The 23,938-nt window shown below is 46.5% G+C and carries 13 protein-coding genes, 3 rRNA genes and 1 pseudogene; 14 read left to right on the top strand and 3 right to left on the bottom strand.

The genetic code is table 11. From position 1 onward, the window contains the following. Positions 1–3 precede the first annotated feature (3 nt). Complete coding sequence (locus tag EP13_RS16160; protein ID WP_044058182.1) at positions 4–897, bottom strand: LysR family transcriptional regulator; 894 nt, start codon at positions 895–897, stop codon at positions 4–6. Between the two features lie 150 nt (positions 898–1,047). Here EP13_RS16160 and EP13_RS16155 point away from each other — a divergent pair, with 150 nt between their 5' ends. From EP13_RS16155 to EP13_RS16145, 3 genes are read left to right on the top strand one after another with little or no spacing between them, the layout of a single operon-like run. Further along, complete coding sequence (locus EP13_RS16155) at positions 1,048–2,724, top strand: ABC transporter transmembrane domain-containing protein (RefSeq protein ID WP_044058181.1); 1,677 nt, start codon at positions 1,048–1,050, stop codon at positions 2,722–2,724. Next, on the top strand, positions 2,717–3,757 hold the full coding sequence (locus EP13_RS16150; RefSeq protein ID WP_044058180.1) for an efflux RND transporter periplasmic adaptor subunit: 1,041 nt from the start codon (positions 2,717–2,719) through the stop codon (positions 3,755–3,757). The genes EP13_RS16155 and EP13_RS16150 overlap by 8 nt, the downstream gene beginning before the upstream one ends. Before the next feature lie 5 nt (positions 3,758–3,762). Continuing rightward, positions 3,763–5,217: a TolC family protein gene (locus tag EP13_RS16145; RefSeq protein WP_231497881.1), complete on the top strand. Its 1,455-nt coding sequence runs from the start codon at positions 3,763–3,765 to the stop codon at positions 5,215–5,217. A gap of 30 nt (positions 5,218–5,247) precedes the next feature. Here EP13_RS16145 and EP13_RS16140 read toward each other — a convergent pair whose 3' ends face one another. Beyond that, positions 5,248–6,063: a hypothetical protein gene (locus EP13_RS16140; protein WP_044058178.1), complete on the bottom strand. Its 816-nt coding sequence runs from the start codon at positions 6,061–6,063 to the stop codon at positions 5,248–5,250. 130 nt (positions 6,064–6,193) lie between these two features. On the opposite strand from EP13_RS16140, the gene EP13_RS16135 reads away from it, so the two are divergent. The 10 genes and pseudogenes from EP13_RS16135 to EP13_RS16090 all read left to right on the top strand — a co-directional run bounded on the left by EP13_RS16135 (position 6,194) and on the right by EP13_RS16090 (position 20,532). Then, positions 6,194–7,725, top strand: a 16S ribosomal RNA gene (locus EP13_RS16135). 502 nt (positions 7,726–8,227) lie between these two features. Next, positions 8,228–11,104, top strand: a 23S ribosomal RNA gene (locus EP13_RS16130). A gap of 48 nt (positions 11,105–11,152) precedes the next feature. Next, positions 11,153–11,268 (top strand): 5S ribosomal RNA (gene rrf / locus EP13_RS16125). The 16S, 23S and 5S rRNA genes sit together here, the layout of an rRNA operon. Positions 11,269–11,338: 70 nt before the next feature. After that, positions 11,339–12,310 (top strand): annotated as a pseudogene (gene tuf, locus EP13_RS16120) (elongation factor Tu); the annotation flags it as partial. A gap of 711 nt (positions 12,311–13,021) precedes the next feature. Beyond that, positions 13,022–14,356 carry an alkaline phosphatase PhoX gene (locus tag EP13_RS16115; protein ID WP_044058177.1) on the top strand — a complete coding sequence of 445 codons (1,335 nt, stop codon included), beginning with the start codon at positions 13,022–13,024 and terminating at the stop codon, positions 14,354–14,356. 400 nt (positions 14,357–14,756) lie between these two features. Then, a complete protein-coding gene (locus tag EP13_RS16110) occupies positions 14,757–16,361 on the top strand; it encodes a catalase (RefSeq protein WP_044058176.1) in 1,605 nt (534 codons plus the stop codon). Positions 16,362–16,472: 111 nt separating this feature from the next. Next, on the top strand, positions 16,473–17,030 hold the full coding sequence (locus EP13_RS16105) for an ankyrin repeat domain-containing protein (protein WP_081869588.1): 558 nt from the start codon (positions 16,473–16,475) through the stop codon (positions 17,028–17,030). A 131-nt stretch (positions 17,031–17,161) separates the two neighbouring features. Then, positions 17,162–18,238, top strand: coding sequence for a hypothetical protein (locus EP13_RS16100; protein WP_044058174.1), 1,077 nt, complete (start codon positions 17,162–17,164; stop codon positions 18,236–18,238). An 11-nt stretch (positions 18,239–18,249) separates the two neighbouring features. Next, the gene (locus EP13_RS16095) at positions 18,250–19,302 is read left to right on the top strand and encodes an aldo/keto reductase (RefSeq protein ID WP_044058173.1); all 1,053 of its coding nucleotides are present in this window, start codon (positions 18,250–18,252) and stop codon (positions 19,300–19,302) included. 78 nt (positions 19,303–19,380) lie between these two features. Next, complete coding sequence (locus EP13_RS16090; RefSeq protein WP_044058172.1) at positions 19,381–20,532, top strand: Na/Pi symporter; 1,152 nt, start codon at positions 19,381–19,383, stop codon at positions 20,530–20,532. 67 nt (positions 20,533–20,599) lie between these two features. Here EP13_RS16090 and EP13_RS16085 read toward each other — a convergent pair whose 3' ends face one another. Then, a complete protein-coding gene (locus EP13_RS16085) occupies positions 20,600–21,757 on the bottom strand; it encodes a DcaP family trimeric outer membrane transporter (protein ID WP_044059078.1) in 1,158 nt (385 codons plus the stop codon). Positions 21,758–21,989: 232 nt separating this feature from the next. Here EP13_RS16085 and acs point away from each other — a divergent pair, with 232 nt between their 5' ends. Beyond that, the gene (acs, locus tag EP13_RS16080; RefSeq protein ID WP_044058171.1) at positions 21,990–23,936 is read left to right on the top strand and encodes an acetate--CoA ligase; all 1,947 of its coding nucleotides are present in this window, start codon (positions 21,990–21,992) and stop codon (positions 23,934–23,936) included. The last annotated feature ends 2 nt before the right edge of the window (positions 23,937–23,938 follow it).

The raw sequence follows: 23,938 nt of genomic DNA, 5'->3' as shown, positions 1-23,938 counted from the left end.
TCTTTATACATTTAAAATTTGCCGTGCTTTTTCCACAATCGCTTTACTTATGGTGTAATCGGCGCGGCTTTTTCCGGTAATAGCGTAATAACGTTCGTTTAACGACGGGGCGTTACCAATACAATGCACATCATATTGCGCCTCAACATGTTCTGCTATGGCAGAAGGCGCGCAAAACACACCAAAATCTTCACTTCCAAAAAGCTTTAACAACGCCGTATCATCAAATTCAGCCACTATTTTAGGATAGAGCTGTTCGGTCTCAAGCCAGCTAGTCAGCGCATGCCGAATACCTGACGTATGGCCTTGCATGAGAAGAGGCATCTCGTTTAAACATTGGGGAAAGTGCTGGTGTGGGTGAAGTGGGTGTTTTGCAAAAAAGCTCATCGCGCTTTCGCCTAAAAAGAAACTGCTGGCATTAATTTGGGTTCCGGGTGCAATCCCTCGGTCGGCCACAATGAAATCAATGGCATTTATTGCTAACTCTTTAAGTAAACCGTCGAAGCTATCTTCCTTAATAATGTATTTAACATTGGCGTGTTCTCGCATGGTGTGATGCACAAAGTCGTAGAAGAGCACTTTGGGAATGCCGTTAGTGATGCCTATCACAAACTCTTTTGAACTCACGTCCTCATGGCTGTTTAATATTTCCGCCAGTTGATTGCCTTTATTGAATATCTCACTGGCATGCTGAAACACCACTTTGCCTTTCGTGTTTAGGTGTAACCGCTTATTTACGCGATCAAATAAACAGTAGCCAAGTTGATTTTCAAACGTAGACAGTTGCCCACTCACCGTTTGTGGCGTAACGTGAAGTAGTGAAGCCGCTTTGGCTATACTTCCTTCTCGTGCAACAAGAAAAAAGTAATAAAGGTGATGGTAATTTAAGTGATGCATAGTGTTTAAATTAGGATTTAAGAACTTCGGTATTTTCGATGTTATTCTAAGAATATAACAGATTTAATCTTGGTAGATCATGCATTACAGTATTACAGCTTAGTACAATTACGTACTGTAATAGCATAAAAACGGAAATTAGAAGGGTATATGGGAAAAGCGATCGATTTACGTGCCACACGCAAAACGTTATTCAAGCTGTTAAAACCTGAGTCAGACTTCTTCTGGGTTGCTATTGCCTATGGTGTTGCCATTAGTTTAATGACACTGGCGGTACCTATCGCCGTGCAAACGCTCATCAACAGTATTGCGAACATTGGTTCAACCCGCGCGGTTATTATCCTTGCCACGGTGCTCTTTTTAACTTTGTTTATTTCTGGTGTATTCAGCGCATTGCGTATGCGAATTATGGAATTCTACGAACGCAAAGTGTATGCAAGGCTCACGGCGGCACTGAGTCTGCGTACTATTATGGCCCCTCATAGCTATTTTGAAGGGCGTCAAAACACCAATGTGACTCAGCGGTATTTTGATATTATGACCCTCCAGAAAAATATTCCTTCATTGATGGTCGACGGCTTTGCACTTGTTCTTCAAATGCTGGTGGGCTTTACCCTCGTCTCGTTTTATCACCCTGCGCTATTCGTGTTTAATCTTGTCCTTATTTTGGTGATGTACGCTATATGGAAAATTTGGGGCGCAGGGGCGAAACGCACGGCCATTGAGCTTTCTCAAGCAAAGTACGAATCGGCAAAATGGCTCAACGACATTGCTGCAGCCCACGAGTTCTTCAAGTCTGCCGACCATGTGGAATATGCAGGGCGAAATACAAATAGCTATATCAATAATTACATTCACAACCATAAAAACCATTTCCATTACACATTTGCCCAAGTGGTGATGTTTTTACTGCTGTATGCGTTAGCCAGTGCTTCTTTGTTGGGCATTGGTGGTGTACTGGTGGTTCAAGGTCAGTTATCTATCGGACAGTTAGTGGCTGCAGAACTGATCATGTCGGCAGTGCTTTTTGGCCTTTCCCGCTTTACTCAATATCTTAAGTTATATTACGAGTTGTACGGGGCTGCAGACAAAATTGGCTCAGCACTCATTATTCCTCAAGAAGATGTTAATGAAGATGCCAATCGTGTGCCCCGTTCTTCGCAGTTGGTGTTTAACAACTTAGTGTTGGAACATGGCACCGACAGCTGTTTTATCGATACCACGCTTAAAGCAGGGGGGAAGTATTTCATCACCACGGATAAAAGCTGGGTGCAAAAGCAACTTACTGCATTAATGAAGCGGTACGATAAACCCAGCAAAGGGGAAATCTTACTCGGCGATCTCAGTCTGTTCGATTACGATACTTATGAACTTCGCCAAGCCATTACAATTCTAGACCGCTCGCTAATAGTGGAATGTACTATAGAAGAGTATTTACGCTTAGCTAGCCCCAGTGTGAGCATCTCTGAAATGCGCCAGGTGTTGGCTGCCGTCGAATTATTACCGGTTGTGGATGCATTACCACATGGGTTATCTGAGCATATTTCCGTATTAGGCGCGCCTTTACAGCCATTAGAGTTTCTCTTGTTGAAACTGGCGGGGGTACTGATTGCACAACCTAAAGTCCTTATTATTAACCAGCACTTTGATGCGATTCCTAAAGCGCTTCGCCTGCGCTTGTTAGCGCATCTCGACAATTTAAAATGCACTGTGTTGTATTTTACCAATACCCCCGAAAGTGGCATGTTCACCGGCGCGATTCACTTGCACGATGATGTCACCGAGCTTGTAAATAGCAGTGAAGAGGGAGGGGCACACAATGAATAGTGCAGAAAAACGCTTTTTATACAATGTGACGTCTTTATCTACCTTGGTCATTCCTAAGTTACACCGTGTGGTTTGCGGGCTTATTGTGTTTATGGTGTTAGCCGCTGGCTTAATATTGTATTTCACCCCGTGGATCCAAACTGCCTATGGCACCGGCGCGGTAGATTCGCTCGACCCAAAAGATCGTATTCAAGCAATTAGTGCGCTGGTGGGAGGGCAAATAAAAACGTGGCATGTACGAGAAGGCATGCAAGTGAAAGCTGGCGATCCCATTGTTACGCTTATTGATGTTGACGCTGAACGACTAGACAAGCTTCAGTCTCAGCTTAACGCAGCGAATCAGCGTCACCAAGCCAATGAAATTGCAGTGGCGAATGCACAAAATAACTTGGCGAGGCAAATTTCGCTTCAGGCGCAGGGGCTAGTGTCACGAAAAGACGTAGAGCAGGCGCAAATAAAACTTCAGGAATTAAAAGCGAAAGCGGCGTCTTCACTTTCGGATATTAATGAAGTCAGTATGAGCTTATCGCGGCAAGCCACGCAAACAAAGGTTGCGCCAGTAGACGGCACCATAGTGCGACTGTTTTCTGGTGGAGTGTCTACCTATGTGTCCGCAGGTCAGGTATTAGGGCAGTTTATCCCTTCTAATGCGCAACGGAGTGTGCGCATAACCATTTCAGGTTTAGATGCTCCTTTGGTAAAGCCTGGCGCGAAAGCAAGATTACAGTTTGAAGGTTGGCCAGTCTTTCAGTTTAGTGGGTGGCCCGGCAGTGCAATAGGTACCTTTGGCGGTGAAGTGGTTTATGTTGAGCCCATGGCCAATGCAAGCGGAACATTTCAAGTATGGATTAAGGAAGACGAAAATGACGTACCGTGGCCACAAGAAAGCTCTGCTCGCTTAGGTAGCAGGGTAAAAGCGTGGATATTACTAGAAGAAGTGAAGTTAGGTTATGAGCTATGGCGACAACTGAATAACTTCCCACCGCAACAAACCTCAGAGACTTCTTCTGATAAGGCGTCAACCACGTGGTAAGGCTTTTGGTTAGAACAACGCTTATCCTCTTGGGCATTGCTGTGGTAGGCGCAGCACCTTTGTACGCGGGTGGAGATACCCATGATACTTCCCCCCAAAGGAAAGTCGCAGTAAATGCGCCCACGGTAAAAGCTTTAATTTCCTCTATGCAGCATCACCATCCTTATACTCGGGCAATAAAAGAGGGGAGTGTGCAAGCGGGCGCAAATCTCGATATTGCACAAAGTGCGTTTGACCCTTTTGTAGAGCAAAACAGTTTTTCGAGGGTTACAGGGTATTATCACGGCACATCGTTACAGCAGCGAGTGGTTAAGCCCATCGAGGATTACAACGCTTCAGTCTTCACTGAATATCGTATTACCAATGGCGATTTCCCCGTTTACGAACAAGAGTATGAAACGTTATCCGCAGGCGAAGCCAGTATAGGCATAGCGTTTTCTTTACTAAAAGGAAGAGACACCGATAAACGTAGAATGGGGGTTGAGAATGCGAGATTAGATTTTCAAGCCTGGCAAGCTGAAGCGAACGAATTACTTAATTCGTTTATTTATAAAGGGTTAAGTGACTACCTTATATGGTATGAAAGTGCGCTCCAGGTACAAGCGTTAGAGTCATTACTCGCCACAGTTTCTGAGCGTGAAAATGCCATTGCGACGCGGGTAAAACAGGGCGACTTAGCACAAATAGCGCTAACAGAATTTAGGGCAAATGTACTGCAACAAACCTTATTGGTAGAAAAGCTAAAACAAAAGAGAGATGGTTATGCGCACGCGTTGTCCTACTATCTGCGAGATAGTAACGGCAACATTATTGATTTACGCCACGCCACCCTAGCCCCTAACGATATTGAATGGCCATTTTGGGTGGGAGAAGCACAGGTAAACACTTTACGTAGTCAGCTATTAGCGCACCCTACGTTGAAAAGCATGCGTTTGGCACAGTCACAAAATCAGAATAAAGTGCGATTAGCTAACAATGCTTTGTTGCCCAAGTTAGATGTTAAAGCCTCTATCGCCCAAGACTTCGGAGGGGGATCTACCACCCTTGATGATACCGAAAGTAAAGTTGGCTTGTCGTTCTCTTACCCTTTAGGCAACCGCCAGGCTAAGGCGGAGGTGACTAAAGCACAGAGCAAGAATAGGGAATTGGCGTTTAAGATAGATGCATTGCAACAAAGATTAGTTCAGTCATTCGAGCAAGCCTATACATATTGGCAACAAGCCAAACGTGTTGTGAAGCTGCAGGAAGAAAATGCAGAGTTAGCGAGGGAGTTATCGAGTATGGAACGCCAGCGATTCAATGAAGGTGATAGTGATATGTTCGTGCTAAATGCAAGAACTTCAGCAGAAATAAAAGCCCAAATGAAAGAAATTGAAGCGAGAGTCGATTTACTCAAGGCAGAGTTAACACTCTATAATGTTGCCGCGGCATTGCCTTTATATGCAAGTACCGCCGAATAACCGCGTTGTCTTATTGACTACGCGGAATGGCTATCTAATCGTAATCGCGCTATTAAAATCGTCTTCACTTAGGCCAGCGGCAAGTGCGTAACCTTTTAACTTCGCGTTATCAACACCAGCATGTTGAGCAGTACTAAGGATTTTCATGACCTGTTCACGCTGTTCAACCGACTCTCGTACTGCAGTTTCTACTACCGTTTGTGCGCGGTTAGGGAAGACCGCTAATAATGCATCTACGACATACTCACCTACAAAAGGAACAGTATTGATGGCAGTTGTCATTATTTCAACTAGCTTGTTGGGATGTTCTCGAGACAAAGTTTGCACAATGCTATCTGCCGCATCAGGCTGGGTGAGTACGGCTACCCGTACTATTTCGTCTAACTCGTCAGGTGTAGCCACTGCCGCAGCTTGTACAACAAAGTCGACGTACGTAGGCTCGGCCTTAATAGCTAGCTGAACAATGTTAGGGCAAGAACTTACTTCTTTTTCTATCGCGAGCTTAACAATCTCTTCAGTAGACGAAGGTTGGGCAGAAATTGCAGCGAAAATGATCTCGCGGTATTTGTCGGGATAATAATCTAATGCTAAATCCACAACAGAAACCACTTCCTGTGGGTAATGACCAGCAATAGAGCTAATTGCTCTGCCTACCGACATATTCTGATCCACTTGTCGTCTTAAAAACGATAGTTGGATGTCATTATTTCGTTTAGCTTGAGATGACGTTTCTAATTCTGAATCCTTTGGTGAAGCAGTTTCTGCATTCGCGGTTTGTGCAAATACGTTTGCGCTTAGGGTAAGCGCTAGCGCACAAAGCGAAAGCTGTTTATTAATACGAAACATTTCGGGAAAGATAATATTAATTCAATCAGTGAGTAACTACTTTTTACTCTGTCTTGCTTTTAGCTTGTCTTTGCTTACAACGCCAACTTCTCACGAAGCCTTTTAGGCGTTGTATGGTAATCGATATATTTAATTGAAGAGTTTGATCATGGCTCAGATTGAACGCTGGCGGCAGGCCTAACACATGCAAGTCGAACGGTAACATTTCTAGCTTGCTAGAAGATGACGAGTGGCGGACGGGTGAGTAATGCTTGGGAACTTGCCTTTGCGAGGGGGATAACAGTTGGAAACGACTGCTAATACCGCATAATGTCTACGGACCAAACGGGGCTTAGGCTCCGGCGCAAAGAGAGGCCCAAGTGAGATTAGCTAGTTGGTAAGGTAATGGCTTACCAAGGCAACGATCTCTAGCTGTTCTGAGAGGAAGATCAGCCACACTGGAACTGAGACACGGTCCAGACTCCTACGGGAGGCAGCAGTGGGGAATATTGCACAATGGGGGAAACCCTGATGCAGCCATGCCGCGTGTGTGAAGAAGGCCTTCGGGTTGTAAAGCACTTTCAGTTGTGAGGAAAAGTTAGTAGTTAATACCTGCTAGCCGTGACGTTAACAACAGAAGAAGCACCGGCTAACTCCGTGCCAGCAGCCGCGGTAATACGGAGGGTGCGAGCGTTAATCGGAATTACTGGGCGTAAAGCGCACGCAGGCGGTTTGTTAAGCTAGATGTGAAAGCCCCGGGCTCAACCTGGGATAGTCATTTAGAACTGGCAGACTAGAGTCTTGGAGAGGGGAGTGGAATTCCAGGTGTAGCGGTGAAATGCGTAGATATCTGGAGGAACATCAGTGGCGAAGGCGACTCCCTGGCCAAAGACTGACGCTCATGTGCGAAAGTGTGGGTAGCGAACAGGATTAGATACCCTGGAGTCCACACCGTAAACGCTGTCTACTAGCTGTTTGTGACTTTAAGTCGTGAGTAGCGAAGCTAACGCGCTAAGTAGACCGCCTGGGGAGTACGGCCGCAAGGTTAAAACTCAAATGAATTGACGGGGGCCCGCACAAGCGGTGGAGCATGTGGTTTAATTCGATGCAACGCGAAGAACCTTACCTACACTTGACATGCTGAGAACTTTCTAGAGATAGATTGGTGCCTTCGGGAACTCAGACACAGGTGCTGCATGGCTGTCGTCAGCTCGTGTCGTGAGATGTTGGGTTAAGTCCCGCAACGAGCGCAACCCTTGTCCTTAGTTGCCAGCCTTAAGTTGGGCACTCTAAGGAGACTGCCGGTGACAAACCGGAGGAAGGTGGGGACGACGTCAAGTCATCATGGCCCTTACGTGTAGGGCTACACACGTGCTACAATGGCATTTACAGAGGGAAGCGAGACAGTGATGTGGAGCGGACCCCTTAAAGAATGTCGTAGTCCGGATTGGAGTCTGCAACTCGACTCCATGAAGTCGGAATCGCTAGTAATCGCAGGTCAGAATACTGCGGTGAATACGTTCCCGGGCCTTGTACACACCGCCCGTCACACCATGGGAGTGGGATGCAAAAGAAGTAGTTAGTCTAACCTTCGGGAGGACGATTACCACTTTGTGTTTCATGACTGGGGTGAAGTCGTAACAAGGTAACCCTAGGGGAACCTGGGGTTGGATCACCTCCTTACCAAGGAAACCACCTTATAATTATTGCGTAGCCACAATATAAATACTTTTATACGACTATTACTTTATAGGAATTAACCACCCATCCTATTAGTAATTAGTCCATATTGTCTACTAATTATCACATCTGACTAGAAAGTAACCGTGTAGTTCACTTTTATCAACTTTTTCACGTATTAGGGTTGACCTTTAGTTATAGATCTCTACAATGCGCATCCGCTTCGGGGGAAAAGCAAAACAGCCAACCTTCTGAAGTTAGTCTCTACTTGCTTTATCGGCCAGTAAAGACGGGAGTTTAGAAGAAACGCTTCAGAAAATAAATTTTCAAAAAGTGTTGACAACAAAAACTTCCAGCGTATAATGCGCACCTCACTCGAACAGGGTGAGCCACTAAGAAGCAATGGCTTCTAGTGAATTGCGACGAAGTCGCAACGTTCTTTAACAATTTAGACAAGACAATCTGTGTGGGCACTCGTTAAGAGTGTCACAACGACGATTCATATTTTTAAGTGACGAAGCGTATACGGTGGATGCCTTGGCAGTTAGAGGCGATGAAGGACGTGTAAGTCTGCGAAAAGCTGTGGTGAGCCGACAAAATGCATTTGAGCCACAGATGTCCGAATGGGGAAACCCACCTGTTTACCTAGGTATCGTGTACGTGAATACATAGCGTAACGAGGCGAACGAGGGGAACTGAAACATCTAAGTACCCTTAGGAAAAGAAATCAAACGAGATTCCCCTAGTAGCGGCGAGCGAACGGGGAAAGCCCTTAAGCTTCATTGATTTTAGCGGAACGCTCTGGAAAGTGCGGCCATAGTGGGTGATAGCCCCGTACGCGAAAGGATCTTTGAAGTGAAATCGAGTAGGACGGAGCACGAGAAACTTTGTCTGAACATGGGGGGACCATCCTCCAAGGCTAAATACTACTGACTGACCGATAGTGAACCAGTACCGTGAGGGAAAGGCGAAAAGAACCCCTGTGAGGGGAGTGAAATAGAACCTGAAACCGTATACGTACAAGCAGTGGGAGCCCTTCGGGGTGACTGCGTACCTTTTGTATAATGGGTCAGCGACTTATATTCAGTGGCAAGCTTAACCGTATAGGGTAGGCGTAGCGAAAGCGAGTCTTAATAGGGCGCTAGTCGCTGGGTATAGACCCGAAACCGGGGATCTACCATGAGCAGGTTGAAGGTTAGGTAACACTGACTGGAGGACCGAACCCACTCCCGTTGAAAAGGTAGGGGATGACTTGTGGATCGGAGTGAAAGGCTAATCAAGCTCGGAGATAGCTGGTTCTCCTCGAAAGCTATTTAGGTAGCGCCTCAGACGAATTCCATTGGGGGTAGAGCACTGTTAAGGCTAGGGGGTCATCCCGACTTACCAACCCTTTGCAAACTCCGAATACCAATGAGAACTATCCGGGAGACACACGGCGGGTGCTAACGTCCGTCGTGGAGAGGGAAACAACCCAGACCGCCAGCTAAGGTCCCAAAATATTGCTAAGTGGGAAACGATGTGGGAAGGCACAGACAGCTAGGAGGTTGGCTGTATCACTGCCACCCTTTAAAGAAAGCGTAATAGCTCACTAGTCGAGTCGGCCTGCGCGGAAGATGTAACGGGGCTAAGCAATATACCGAAGCTGCGGCAGCAAGTTTACTTGCTGGGTAGGGGAGCGTTGTGTAAGTGGATGAAGGTGAGTTGTAAAGCTTGCTGGACATATCACAAGTGCGAATGCTGACATGAGTAACGATAATGGAGTGAAAAACTCCCACGCCGGAAGACCAAGGTTTCCTGTCCCATGCTAATCAGGGCAGGGTAAGTCGGCCCCTAAGCTTCCGATCTAATGCGTAGTCGATGGGAAACGGATTAATATTTCCGTACTTATATAATCAGTGATGGAGGGACGGAGAAGGCTAGGCAAGCTTGGCGTTGGTTGTCCAAGTGAAAGTGCGTAGACCGAGAACTTAGGTAAATCCGGGTTCTTAAAGTCGAGACACGAGACGAGCCACCTTTAAGGTGGTGAAGTTGTTGATGCCCTGCTTCCAGGAAAAGCTTCTAAACTTATGATTATATGAACCGTACCCCAAACCGACACAGGTGGTCAGGTAGAGAATACTAAGGCGCTTGAGAGAACTCGGGTGAAGGAACTCGGCAAAATTGTACCGTAACTTCGGGAGAAGGTACGCCTCTGTGTGTGAAGACTTCGCGTCGTAAGCACATGGAGGCCGCAGTGACCAGGTGGCTGGGACTGTTTATTAAAAACACAGCACTCTGCAAACTCGTAAGAGGACGTATAGGGTGTGACACCTGCCCGGTGCCGGAAGGTTAATTGATGGGGTTAGTCCTCGGACGAAGCTCTTGATCGAAGCCCCGGTAAACGGCGGCCGTAACTATAACGGTCCTAAGGTAGCGAAATTCCTTGTCGGGTAAGTTCCGACCTGCACGAATGGTGTAACCATGGCCACGCTGTCTCCACCCGAGACTCAGTGAAATTGAAATCGCAGTGAAGATGCTGTGTACCCGCACCTAGACGGAAAGACCCCGTGAACCTTTACTGTAGCTTTACACTGGACTTTGAGCCTGCTTGTGTAGGATAGGTGGGAGGCTTTGAAGCGTGGACGCCAGTTCGCGTGGAGCCATCCTTGAAATACCACCCTGGCATGCTTGAGGTTCTAACTCTGGTCCGTGATCCGGATCGAGGACAGTGTATGGTGGGCAGTTTGACTGGGGCGGTCTCCTCCTAAAGAGTAACGGAGGAGTACGAAGGTGCGCTCAGACCGGTCGGAAATCGGTCGCAGAGTATAAAGGCAAAAGCGCGCTTGACTGCGAGACAGACACGTCGAGCAGGTACGAAAGTAGGTCTTAGTGATCCGGTGGTTCTGTATGGAAGGGCCATCGCTCAACGGATAAAAGGTACTCCGGGGATAACAGGCTGATACCGCCCAAGAGTTCATATCGACGGCGGTGTTTGGCACCTCGATGTCGGCTCATCACATCCTGGGGCTGAAGTCGGTCCCAAGGGTATGGCTGTTCGCCATTTAAAGTGGTACGCGAGCTGGGTTTAGAACGTCGTGAGACAGTTCGGTCCCTATCTGGTGTGGGCGTTGGATGATTGATGGGAGCTGCTCCTAGTACGAGAGGACCGGAGTGGACGAACCGCTGGTGTTCGGGTTGTCATGCCAATGGCATTGCCCGGTAGCTACGTTCGGAACGGATAACCGCTGAAAGCATCTAAGCGGGAAGCCGGCCCAAAGATGAGTCATCCCTGACCTTTAAGGTCTGGAAGGGTTGTTATAGACGATGACGTTGATAGGCAGGGTGTGGAAGCGTTGTAAGGCGTTAAGCTAACCTGTACTAATTGCCCGAGAGGCTTAACCATACAACGCCTATCCCTATTAGAAAAACCCGCCTTATGGCGGGTTTTTTGCTTGGCAGCCATAGCGATACGGTACCACCTGATCCCATTCCGAACTCAGAAGTGAAACGTATTAGCGCCGATGGTAGTGTGGGGTTTCCCCATGTGAGAGTAGGACACTGCCAAGCAAAACAGCAAGCCTCCTGAAGTAAGAAAGGGTTTTGATGGACTCAAAGCAAGAACGAATTGAATGTGTAGAGTCCTACTCGTCACTACGCTCACGTAGACTGCCCAGGACACGCTGATTACGTTAAAAACATGATCACCGGTGCTGCTCAGATGGACGGTGGTATCCTAGTAGTCGCTGCGACTGATGGCCCTATGCCTCAGACTCGTGAGCACATCCTACTTGGTCGTCAGGTTGGTATTCCTTACATCATCGTATTCATGAACAAATGTGACATGGTTGATGATGAAGAGCTTCTAGAGCTAGTAGAAATGGAAGTTCGTGAACTTCTTAACGAATACGAATTCCCTGGTGATGACCTTCCAGTTATCCAAGGTTCTGCGCTTAAAGCCCTTGAAGGCGACGCAGAATGGGAAAAGAAAATCATCGAGCTTGGTGAAGCGCTTGATTCATACATCCCAGAGCCAGAGCGTGCAATCGACAAGCCGTTCATTCTTCCAATTGAAGATGTTTTCTCAATCTCAGGCCGTGGTACTGTTGTAACAGGTCGTGTTGAGCAAGGTATCGTTAAAGTAGGTGAAGAAGTAGAAATCGTTGGTATCAAAGATACAACTAAGACGACTTGTACTGGTGTTGAGATGTTCCGTAAGCTTCTTGACGAAGGCCGTGCTGGTGAGAACGTTGGTGTTCTTCTACGTGGTACTAAGCGTGACGAAGTTGAACGTGGTCAAGTACTAGCTAAGCCTGGTTCAATCACGCCACACGTTAACTTCGAAGCAGAAGTATACGTACTGTCTAAAGATGAAGGTGGTCGTCATACTCCATTCTTCAAAGGTTACCGTCCACAGTTCTACTTCCGTACAACTGACGTAACTGGTGCTGTAGAGCTTCCAGAAGGCGTAGAAATGGTAATGCCTGGTGACAACCTTAAATTTAAAGTTGAGCTAATTGCTCCGATTGCGATGGAAGAAGGTCTTCGTTTCGCAATCCGTGAAGGTGGTCGTACAGTAGGTGCTGGTGTTGTATCTAAGATCCTAGACTAATCTAGACTTAGCAACACAAGCCAAAAAGCGCACTTAGGTGCGCTTTTTTTATGCCTGCGATTTAGTTCGTGAGTGTATGCCCTCCGAAACACGCCGTAAACCCATCCATGGGGGCTCCGACACCGCTTCCCTGCGGTGTAGGGTTTTAGAGGGCACAGCACTCACTCCCTTTACTCTGCGTAAAACGAAATATTATGGAAGAGGGGAGCACGCCGTAAAGCCATCATGGCGACTTCGCAGCTGCTTCCATGCAGCTGAGAGTTCTAGATTGAACACGCGCCCCCTTTTACATCTATTGAACCTGTGCGGTGAGTAAGAAACACGCCGTGGGCCCATCGCTTCTATTATATGGCAGCTCCGACACCGCGTCCCTGCGGTGTGGGGTTTCAGAGGGCACAGCACTCACTCCCTTTACTCTGCGTAAAACGAAACATTATGGAAGAGGGGAGCACGCCGTAAAGCCTTCCATGGCGGCATCAATCAGCATCCCTGCTGCGATGAGTTTTTGTTGGGGCTTCACCCCCTCCTTAAACTGCATAGTAAAAAGTTTGAGGGGGAGTAACACGCCGTGAACTCGTCCCTCTTTAGCATTAATTTACCTTATCTACTGTTTAGGCTTCTTGTAGATCGCTGCTGGCTGTGTTGTTATATTGTAACAATTGAAGGGTAGGCTCTTCCTTTTTTATTTCGTCTTCGATATGCGAGTTAAGTATGATTACGCGGCGTCAATTTATAGTGGGTTCTATGGCATTTGGTGGCTTGGCGACCAGTGCCTTCGGGAAGAAGTTAAATATGGCGTCTATGCCAATTAGCGAGGGGTACGGCGCTTTGGTGTCCGACTCGGCTAAACTTCTCGACTTGCCGAAAGGTTTTAGCTATACCGTTATTTCATCCTTAGGGGATGAAATGGCTGATGGTATGCATGTGCCAGATAGGGCCGATGGTATGGGCTGTCTGCCGGTGTCTAACGACACTGTTGCCCTTATTCGTAATCATGAGTTACATCCAAAGCACATTAGCGCTCAGCCTGAATCGATACAGCAGCATAAAAGTGACTTAGCCTACGATAGCTACGCAAGTGGCGTGGCTTTACCAGGTGGCACGACGACCCTTTTGTACAACACGAAAACGCAATTGGTTGAACGTGAATTTATTAGCTTGTCGGGGACTGTACGGAACTGCTCGGGTGGTATTACGCCATGGGGCACTTGGTTAACCTGTGAAGAGTCGGTAGACCGGCCTAATGGGGTTGTACAGAAAGATCATGGTTATATTTTTGAGGTGCCTGCCAGTGCAACCAGTATGGTAGAAGCAAAACCTCTTAAAGCCATGGGGCGTTTTAATCATGAAGCGGCCTGTGTAGACCCTGCTACGGGTATTGTCTATTTAACTGAGGATACGGGCGATAGTTTGCTATATCGCTTTGTTCCGAATGAATACGGGAACCTGGCGAATGGCGGTCTATTGGAAGCCTTGGTGGTAAAAGGGAAGCCTAAATTTGATACCCGTAATTGGAATGCTACAACGATGCCTCTGTCACAGTGGTTTGATGTGGAGTGGGTGGCGCTGGATAACCCCGAAAGCCCCAATAATGATTTACGAATACAAGGTTATAAGAAAGGCGCGGCCGTATTTGCCCGCGGCGAAGGGATACATTGGGGGGAAGATGAGCTTTACTTTTGCTGCACTAATGGCGGCGCCAAACAGCTAGGCCAAGTAATGCGTTTGGTGCCCTCAGAAGATGGCACACAAGACAAACTGCAATTGTTCTTAGAAAGCCAAGACAAAAACCTTTATAACTTTGGTGATAATTTAACGGTATGTCCAAATGGCCATTTATTGGTCTGTGAAGATCAATATACCGATATTGTGGATAATCACCTTCGTGGCGTTACGCCTACCGGGGAAGTTTACAATTTTGCCCGCCTACATGCGCAAACTGAACTTGCCGGCGCGTGTTTTTCTCCCGACGGAGAAACGCTATTTGTAAATACTTACTCACCTTCAAGAACGCTAGTAATAAAAGGTCCTTGGTTAAAATCTTAATCGGCTTTGCTTCGCTTGCTATTCGCACCCCTCCCATCAAATTACAGTGAGTACTCATAAAAGGTACTCACTTATCTTGTCGTTTAACCAACGTAAATACACAACTCTTTGCTGAAATCTAGCATCTTTACTATCGATAAATTCAATCAACTTAATCATATTAAGTCGTTTTAATAGTTTTTCTGAATTATGAATAATGCTCGCATCTTATCAAGGAGAGCGAAATGAGCACAATTTTAAAAAAACTAACAATGACGAATACGCCCCGTTCATCGTTTATTCCGAATCAAACTCAATGCAACTACGCGAACAATTACTATGGCGACCAAGTATGCGTTGAAGTGAAAAGAACTATTAGTAGTGAAGTCAATAGTCTAGCTAGTCAGTCAGGAGCTGCATAATGAAAACCACCTTGTCTAAAGTCATTTTAGGCTGTGTTACAGCCGGTATGTTATCAATGGGAGTGGGCGCCGACACGCTTACTCGCCAAAACGGTGCGCCAGTAGGCGATAACCAAAACTCTCAAACAGCGGGTCCTTGGGGTCCTGTATTGCTACAAGATTCTCATTTAATTGAGAAGCTTGCAGCGTTCGACCGTGAGCGTATTCCAGAGCGTGTGGTTCACGCACGTGGTGTTGGTATTCACGGTTACTATGAAAACTATGTTGACTTATCTGACGACACCGTTGCTGCGCCTTTCCAAGGTGAAGGTAAGAAAACGGAAGTATTTGTACGCTTTTCGTCTGTCGTACACGGCCACCTTTCCCCTGAAACCTTGCGCGACCCTCGTGGTTTCGCCGTTAAGTTTTACACTGAGCAAGGTAACTGGGACTTGGTAGGTAACAACTTCCCTGTGTTCTTTATTCGCGATGCGATTAAATTTCCAGATATGGTTCACGCATTTAAACCTTCTCCGGTAACGAACAAGCAAGATGCTAAGCGTATCTTCGACTTTTTCTCACACGTACCAGAGTCTACGCATACGTTAACGATGCTTTTCTCTGATTACGGCACGCCAGCAAGCTATCTCAATATGGATGGTTCAGGTGTGCACGCGTTTAAATTTGTCGATGACGAAGGGAATTACAAGTACGTGAAATTCACGTGGAAAGCGAACCAGCCAATTAAAAACTTCACCGCTGAAGAAGCAATGAAGATGCAAGGTATGGACTTCCAGCCACACACCACTGACGTGTATACCCGTATAGGTGAGAAAGGTGAAACAGCTTCTTGGGATTTATACTTACAAGAGCTAGAGCCGGAGCAGTTAGATGACTTCGACTTTAACCCACTTGATACCACTAAAATTTGGCCTGAGTCGCTTGTACCTGCAAAGAAAATTGGTCGCTTAGTGCTTAACCGTGTACCAGATAACTTCTTTGAGGAAACTGAACAAGCCGCCTTTGCACCAAGCAACTTAATTCCGGGTATTGAGCCGTCAGAAGACAGAATGCTGCAAGGTCGTCTGTTCTCGTATGCTGATACACAGCGCTATCGATTAGGTGTGAATGCGTATCGCATTCCTGTAAATGCGCCTAAAAATGTTGAAATCAACAACCACGAGCAACATGGCCAGCTTCGTACAACATCAACGAACCGTGATGTTAACTACCAGCCTAGCCGTCGCTTAGACTTGAATGAAGACCCAGCATACCGTTACTCAAGCAAGCCGCTTGCAGGTATGACACAACAAATTCCTTTCTATAAGGAGCAAAACTTCAAACAAGCAGGTGAGTTCTATCGCAACCTTGATAAGCAAGGTCGTAAGAACCTAATCAACAACCTTGGCGGTGCGTTAGCATCAGTACCAGAAGAAGAAATTCGCGTCATCATCAGTGCATTTATGTACAACGCTGATAAAGACTATGGTAAGGGCGTTGCTAAGCTAGCGAAAGCACCTATGTCTAAAGTACGTCAGGCTGCGAAAGACCTGATGGAAGAGCAAGCTGCTCGTGCAGCGAAAGCGAAGAAAGTTGCTGAAAGCCTAACCGCACTCATGCAGTAATACGCTTATCTTCCTATAATAATGGGCGTGCTCTTTTGAGTGCGCCCCTTTCTTAACCCAAGCTACACATTTCACCCATGCGTTAGCGAGTTAAAAAGGTAATTAAAGATGATGTCATTATTTAAAAAGTCGTTGATTGTTTTTTCGTTTTTAATTGTCACATTTGCTAGCCAAGCAAATACCGACTTGGCGTCTTTAAAAGCGCGCTATTTTGATGCGGCTCGAGAAGGCAACCAGGCTATGCTTGAGGCATTTTACGATGCCGGGTTAGATGCTAACGTTGCAGATGAAAAAGGCTACACGGCCCTTATTTTAGCCGCATATCACGGGCATACTGATACCGTTGATTATTTAATTAATACTGCTAAGGCGAATCCTTGCCAAGAGGACAATCGCGGCAACACGGCCCTGATGGGCGCAATATTCAAAGGTCATGTTTCGGTTGCTAAGCAACTGGTATTTGCAGATTGCAACATTGACGAAGAAAACGAGCAAGGCCAAACGGCACTTATGTTTGCTAGCTTGTTCGATAGGCAAGAAATCATCCATACCTTGATTGACAAAGGTGCAGATACCCACCATAAAGACAAAGCCGGTAACACGGTTGCCGATATCGCGCTATCTCAAGGTAACTACGCTTTAGCGAAAGCGCTAAAAGACGGTGAGTAACTCATCCATTAGTCGCTATTTCTCGCACTGACATACGAAAGTCATAACAACACACTAAAATTGAAATAAGCCTTTTTGATTACAGATTAAAAAGGCTTATTTTTTAGGTATCTCGTGGAGTGTGTTTCAGTATGAAATTTGATTCTATAAAGTCTAGGTTAGTTCTGATGACGCTTATTTGCGTTATTGGAATGGGCATGTTGGTGGCAAGCCAACATTATTTTACCCAGCGCCTCATTAACCTAAATCAACAGCGGGATTTACTGTTGAGGATGGGACAAGATTTACTGCAAATGCGTCGCCATGAGAAAGATTTTCTATTAAGGCACCAAGAAAGCTACTTTCATCAGTTTAATGGCCGTGCAGAAACGTTCAGCGAAAAGTTAAATACCCTTAGCCCTTTATTTGCCCAGTACCAGGTGTCGAACGACTTAGGTGGCGACCTGGCTGAAGCACTAAATGAATATCAACAGCTGTTTCGACGTGTTGTCAATCTGCAAACAGAAATAGGGTTAACCTATAACAGCGGATTATTAGGCCATCTTCACGAGCTAGAAGAAAGCCTGCTCAACGACCCTTACTTTGCGCTTGGCTCCGAGGCGTTAGTGCAACTTGATGCGGCTCGTTTAGCGTTGCGTGATTTTCAATTAACGAAAGACCAATTCCACGCTACTCACGCATTACAACTGGTAGGTTATCTTAAAAGCAGAATAGATAATGGTAATGAACCGCTACGTCAGCGTATTGTGGCGTATCAACTCGCGGTGACGACATTGGTGTCTCATTATCAAGATTTAGGGCTTTCCCACAATGAGGGCTTACAGGGTACGTTTCGCGCTGAAGCTCACAATGTGGAGTCGCGATTGGGCAACATTGATAAAGCACTACAGCCCCTTATTACAGAACAAGAAAACAGAGTAAAGGTGTACAGCATAAGCATTGCTGTCATGACTTCTATCGTATTAATACTGGTGCTTATCAAGAGTTTTGCGACATTTCATCGCGCTTTTGCTAACTTCGTTATGTTCTTTTATCGCTGTAAGCGACAATATCAAAAAATTGATACCAGAAAGTTAGGGTTTGCTGAATTCAAATCCTTGGCAGAATTAGCCAATGAGATGGTGGAATCGCGTAAAAGTATTGAAGACCGGCTAGCAAGTGTGGAAGCCGAGCTTGCCCAGCAAACCAAAGCCAGTGCAAAGAAATAATAGGAAGTAGAATGCAATACCATGTATTAGGCAGTAGCGGCCTGAAAGTGTCTGATGTGTGTTTAGGTACCATGACCTGGGGCATACAAAATACGCAAAGTGATGCGGATGCTCAGCTCGCTTTGGCGTTAGAACGGGGTGTGAATGTTATCGACACGGCGGAAATGTACCCCGTGCCACCTAACAGCGATACCTATGGCGACACAGAGCGTATTTTAGGGAACTGGCTTTCTCGTCATAGTGACAAGCGCAGTGAACTTGTTGTGATGACCAAAATAGTCGGCAGTGGGTTTACCTATATCCGTAATGGCGGTCCAATTACACGCACAGGCATTGCAACCGCGCTAGACGCCTCTTTGGCTCGGCTGAAAACAGACTACATCGATGTGTATCAATTGCATTGGCCAAACAGAAGCACACCACATTTTGGTAAGCATTGGCCCAACCGACTTACGCCAAGTTGCATTAACCGAGAGCAAGAAGTTGAAGGCATGCGCGATATTTTGCGTGGGATCAAAGCGGCTTTGGACGCAGGTAAAATTAGACATTGGGGGTTATCAGACGATACACCTTGGGGGATTCATACTTTTCTTATGCTGTGCCATGAGATGTCTGTGCCTAAACCCGTGTCTATTCAAAACGAATTTAGTTTGTTGCATCAAAAAGACTGGCCCTATCTTATTGAAATGTGCGCTATCGAAGACATTGCGTATTTACCTTGGTCGCCTTTAGCAACAGGAATGCTAAGTGGTAAGTATCAAAATGAAGCGCGCCCAGCTGGATCGCGATGGACATTGCCGCAGCGCCAAGGGCTGTTTAGAAATAAACCCCAGGCGCAAGAGGCCACCGCGCGGTATGTAAAATTAGCACAAGATGTCGGTATCACGCCGGCACAACTCGCACTGGCCTGGTGTAAGCAAGTTGATGGTGTTACTTCTACCATTATTGGTGCTACGTCAGAGGCGCAGTTGAGTGAAAATATCAATGCCTTTTCACTTCATTTAGAAGCGCCGGTATTAGATGAAATCTCTAACATCATACGCCAATATCCAGCGGGTTTTTAATTGCTTTTGGGCGTTCATTTATCTGTCATAACTTCGTCATAGTATGAGTTCTAATCTACTCGATACACTATAAAAATTATGTCAGTAACTGAAACGCCCTTTACTCTTGAATCAGAGTCCCCTCAACGCAACTGGATGCGATGGTTACTTCTTGCTGCGTTAGTTTATGTGATGTTGGTTGCGGTAAGCATGATTGGCAGCGGCTTCAAAGTGGCTACCGGCGATCACGCCAAAGAGTTATTTTCATTTGCCTCCAACCCTATTATGGGGCTAATCATCGGGATGGTTGCCACGGCACTGATCCAGTCATCAAGCACAGTAACATCAATTATTGTGGGCATGGTCGCGGGTGGTTTGCCCATTACTATAGCCATCCCAATGATGATGGGGGCCAATATTGGTACCAGTATTACCAATACTCTGGTGAGCTTAGGCCATGTAGCACGTAAGGATGAATTTCAGCGCGCCTTCAATGCCGCCACTATTCACGACTTCTTCAATGTGATGTCGGTGCTTATCTTTCTACCATTAGAAATGGCTTTTGGCGTTCTCGAATACCTGTCAGGTGCCATTGTGGCGCTACTCGATACGGGGAGTACATCGGGAATGGATGGATTCAACCCCATAAAAGCCATCACCCAACCGGCTCTTGACGTGGTATCTGGAATGTTGAGTGCCTTACCTTCCGTGTATCCTGGCGTGTTTAAGATCCTTATTGGTATTGGCCTTATTGTGCTCTCTATTACTTACATGGGTCGGATCATGAAATCGCTGATGGTGGGTAAAGCGAAAGAGATTCTGCATAGAAGTATTGGTAAAGGGCCGCTTTCAGGCATAACCTCCGGGGCGCTAATGACAGTGCTAGTTCAATCTTCCTCAACAACAACTTCGTTGGTGGTTCCTCTGGTTGGCAGTGGCATTTTAAAAGCGAAAGATATTTATCCGTTTACCCTAGGTGCTAATGTGGGTACTTGTATTACAGCGCTTATTGCTGCACTAGGTGTGGTGGGCGTTAATGCGGGGTTTGCACTGCAAATTGCCATCGTGCATTTGCTCTACAATGTGATAGGGGTCACCCTCATTTATGGTCTGCCAATGCTAAGAAACATCCCATTAGATCTGTCATATAAACTCTCCGTTATGGTGGCAGACACTAAGCTTTATGGCGTGGCCTATATCGGTGGGTTATTTTTCTGTATGCCGTTAGGTATTATTTTTGCGTCAGTGTAAATAAAGCCAAGGCGCGCCATTCACTGACGCGCCTTGTTACGTGTTTTACGACCCTGTGGTATAGCGCTTAAAACGCATATTTTGCAGAGACTTGAATGCGGTTCATATCGCCTTCTAGCCCAGATTCTACTTCTCTATGTGCATACGCATATTCAGCCCCAAAGGTGAGCACTTTCGTAGGCGAATACAATAGGTTAACCCGAGTGCTATAGGTGCTGTCTGTAACGCTGTCACCCGTTAACTCAATGTCGTTATCTGCTTCATACGCAGAAAACATAATGCTGCTGCGGGTTTTTTCGTTCCATACGTGACGGTAAGCAATGGCATATCCTGTCGAGTCGATAGCTTCTAAATCACCGTCAGGCGTAATAACAGCGCCATTTGATGCATTTAATGCAGAATAGCGGCCCAACCCAGAGCCAGTATTAAACATAAAGCGAATATCATCGCCATTGTTTAGCATGTATTTTCCTGACACCGCCACACCCATGCTGGTCTCGTCAGCATCAATATCTGCGCCATCATCATAGGATAACTGTCGCACAAGCCCGGCCAGCTTTACGTAGCCCCAGTCTTGTTTAACAGTATAGGCTGCAATGAGATCCGGTACGGCATTATCGTCAGCCACAATTCGGCTTCCCCCACCGTTGGGAGTCACTGTGGTTTCAGGGTTCTCTAACGCAATTTGAAGCCCGCCACTGGTGTACCTCACCATCACTTGACGACCAAATGTAATACCGTCAGTCGTCCCAATGAAATCAAGAGATTCTGGTAGCGAACCCACGTCCATGAACGTGGTCCAAGTTTGACCAATAAGCCAGTTTTGATATTTGATGAAGGCATGGCGGATTCGGGGGACATAGGAGTTACTTATTCTTTCATCACCGCCGCTAGTGACGATGAAGTCGAGTTCTAGTACCCCAGTAATACTGTTCTCATCATCAACGGGAGTATTTGTGGTAAAACGAAAGCGGGATTGCTTAATGTGCGCATCAAGTTGCGTGCCTTCGTCACCACCGGAAACCGGGGTGAGTGACGGTATGTAGAAGTCTCGGCCAATACTGCCTGAGGCCAAGGAGCCCTCAGAGTAGTTGCTTATCATGGCGTCGGCTTTGACATAACCGGTAAATTTAACTTGAGTGTCTCCTACTGTGGCAGCGCTTGCGACTCCCGCACTAAGGCAAAGACTGACTGCTATCGCCGAATTTTTTATTGTAGCTTTCATCATATTATTTCCAGAAGTGTGGTTAAATGTATGTAAATGCAACGTTAACAAGGTTGATTTTGACAACCTATTCGCAGATGTGAATAGGCCAATAGTCGCATAAGACTATAGTATGATCTCCTTTGTATGGTATTGCTAAGACCAAAGTCTCATTTTTCTTTGTTGTCGAATGACTAGAGTGTGTAGCCATTATATTCGTGAATTTACCTTATTGATAATTGGAGGCAATTGAATGACTGCCAGCAAGACGTATCCTGTTCCAGAAGCCATTAAGGCATCCACACACCTTACTGCTGAAGCCTATGCTGAGATGTACACGCGCTCTGTCGAAGAGCCTGAAGCGTTTTGGGCAGAGAGTGCCAGCATGTTGGAGTGGTACAAAACGCCAGAAACCATTAAGAATACGCATTTTGGTAAAGACGACGTTTCTATTAAGTGGTTTGAAGATGGGCAGTTGAACGCGAGTTATAATTGCATCGACAGACACTTAGCCGACAACGCAAAAAAGGTGGCCTTTCACTGGGAAGGCGACGAACCAAGCGACAGCTTAGATGTGACCTACCAAGAAGTGCATTATGAAGTGTGTAAGCTTGCCAATGCCCTAAAAGACATGGGTGTTACAAAGGGCGATAGAGTGGCCATTTACATGCCTATGGTGCCAGAGGCCGCTTATGCAATGTTAGCCTGTGCCCGCATTGGCGCGGTGCACTCTGTTATCTTTGGCGGCTTTTCTCCAAATGCTATTGCCGATCGTATTAACGACAGTTCGGCAAAAGTCGTGATCACCGCAGATGAAGGCCGTCGAGCAGGGCGTAGTATTCCATTAAAAGCGAACGTTGATAAAGCCTTAGCTGATGGCGCATGCCCGTCAATTAGCCATGTGGTAGTGCATAAGCTTACGGGTGGTGATGTTAGCTGGAACCCAGATTATGACGTGTGGTGGCAAGATGCCGTTGAAGGTTGCTCAGCCCAGTGCGAACCCGAAGTGATGAACGCAGAAGATCCCCTCTTTATTCTTTACACTTCGGGCTCTACTGGCACGCCGAAAGGGGTGGTGCATACCACGGGCGGTTATTTACTTTACAGTGCCATGACGTTTAAATATGCCTTTGATTACAAAGAGAATGATATTTACTGGTGTACCGCTGACGTTGGTTGGGTAACCGGCCATAGCTACATGGTTTATGGCCCAATGGTTAATTGTGCCAGCCAAGTTTTCTTTGAAGGTGTACCTACCTATCCCGATGTTAAGCGCATAGCGCAAGTTGTGGAAAAGTATAAAGTCAACAGCCTTTACACCGCACCCACGGCAATTCGTGCGTTAATGGCACATGGCGACCTACCTGCCGAAGGCTGTGATTTATCGTCACTTAAACTGTTAGGCACCGTGGGCGAACCTATTAACCCAGAAGCGTGGGAATGGTATCACCGGGTCATTGGTGAGGGTCGTTGCCCTATTATCGATACCTGGTGGCAAACAGAAACCGGTGGTCACATGATTCTTCCGCTTCCGGGGGCGACTCCCCTTAAACCAGGTTCAGCCACGCGCCCTTTCTTTGGTATTCAGCCGGCCTTGTTTGACGCTGATGGCCGAGAACTAGACGGCGTAGCTGAGGGCAACTTGGTGATTAAAGACAGTTGGCCGGGCCAAGCGCGCACGGTATATGGAGACCATCAACGCTTTATTAATACCTACTTTAGCGCGTATGAAGGTGTTTACTTCACCGGAGATGGAGCACGCAGGGATGAGGATGATTTCTTTTGGATCACCGGCCGCGTTGATGACGTGTTAAATGTGTCTGGGCACCGTCTTGGAACTGCTGAAATTGAAAGTGCGCTGGTGGCACATCCTAAGGTGGCCGAAGCCGCAGTTGTGGGCTTCCCCCATGACATTAAAGGGCAGGGCATCTACGTTTATGTAACACCAAACGAAGGTGTAGAGGCCGATGACGCATTAACCAAAGAATTGAAAGCGTGGGTAAGGCAGGAACTTAGCCCTATTGCCACACCTGATATGATTCAGTGGTCTCGTGGGCTGCCGAAAACGCGTTCAGGAAAAATTATGCGTCGTATCTTGCGTAAGATTGCAGCTAATGAGCACGAGCAATTAGGTGATACATCGACATTGGCCGATCCCTCGGTTGTTGATACACTTATTGAAGAGAGGCTGAATAAATAGAA

This window comes from Alteromonas australica (assembly GCF_000730385.1).
Classification (GTDB): Bacteria; Pseudomonadota; Gammaproteobacteria; order Enterobacterales; family Alteromonadaceae; genus Alteromonas; species Alteromonas australica.
This window is presented reverse-complemented; position numbering and strand designations above follow the sequence as displayed.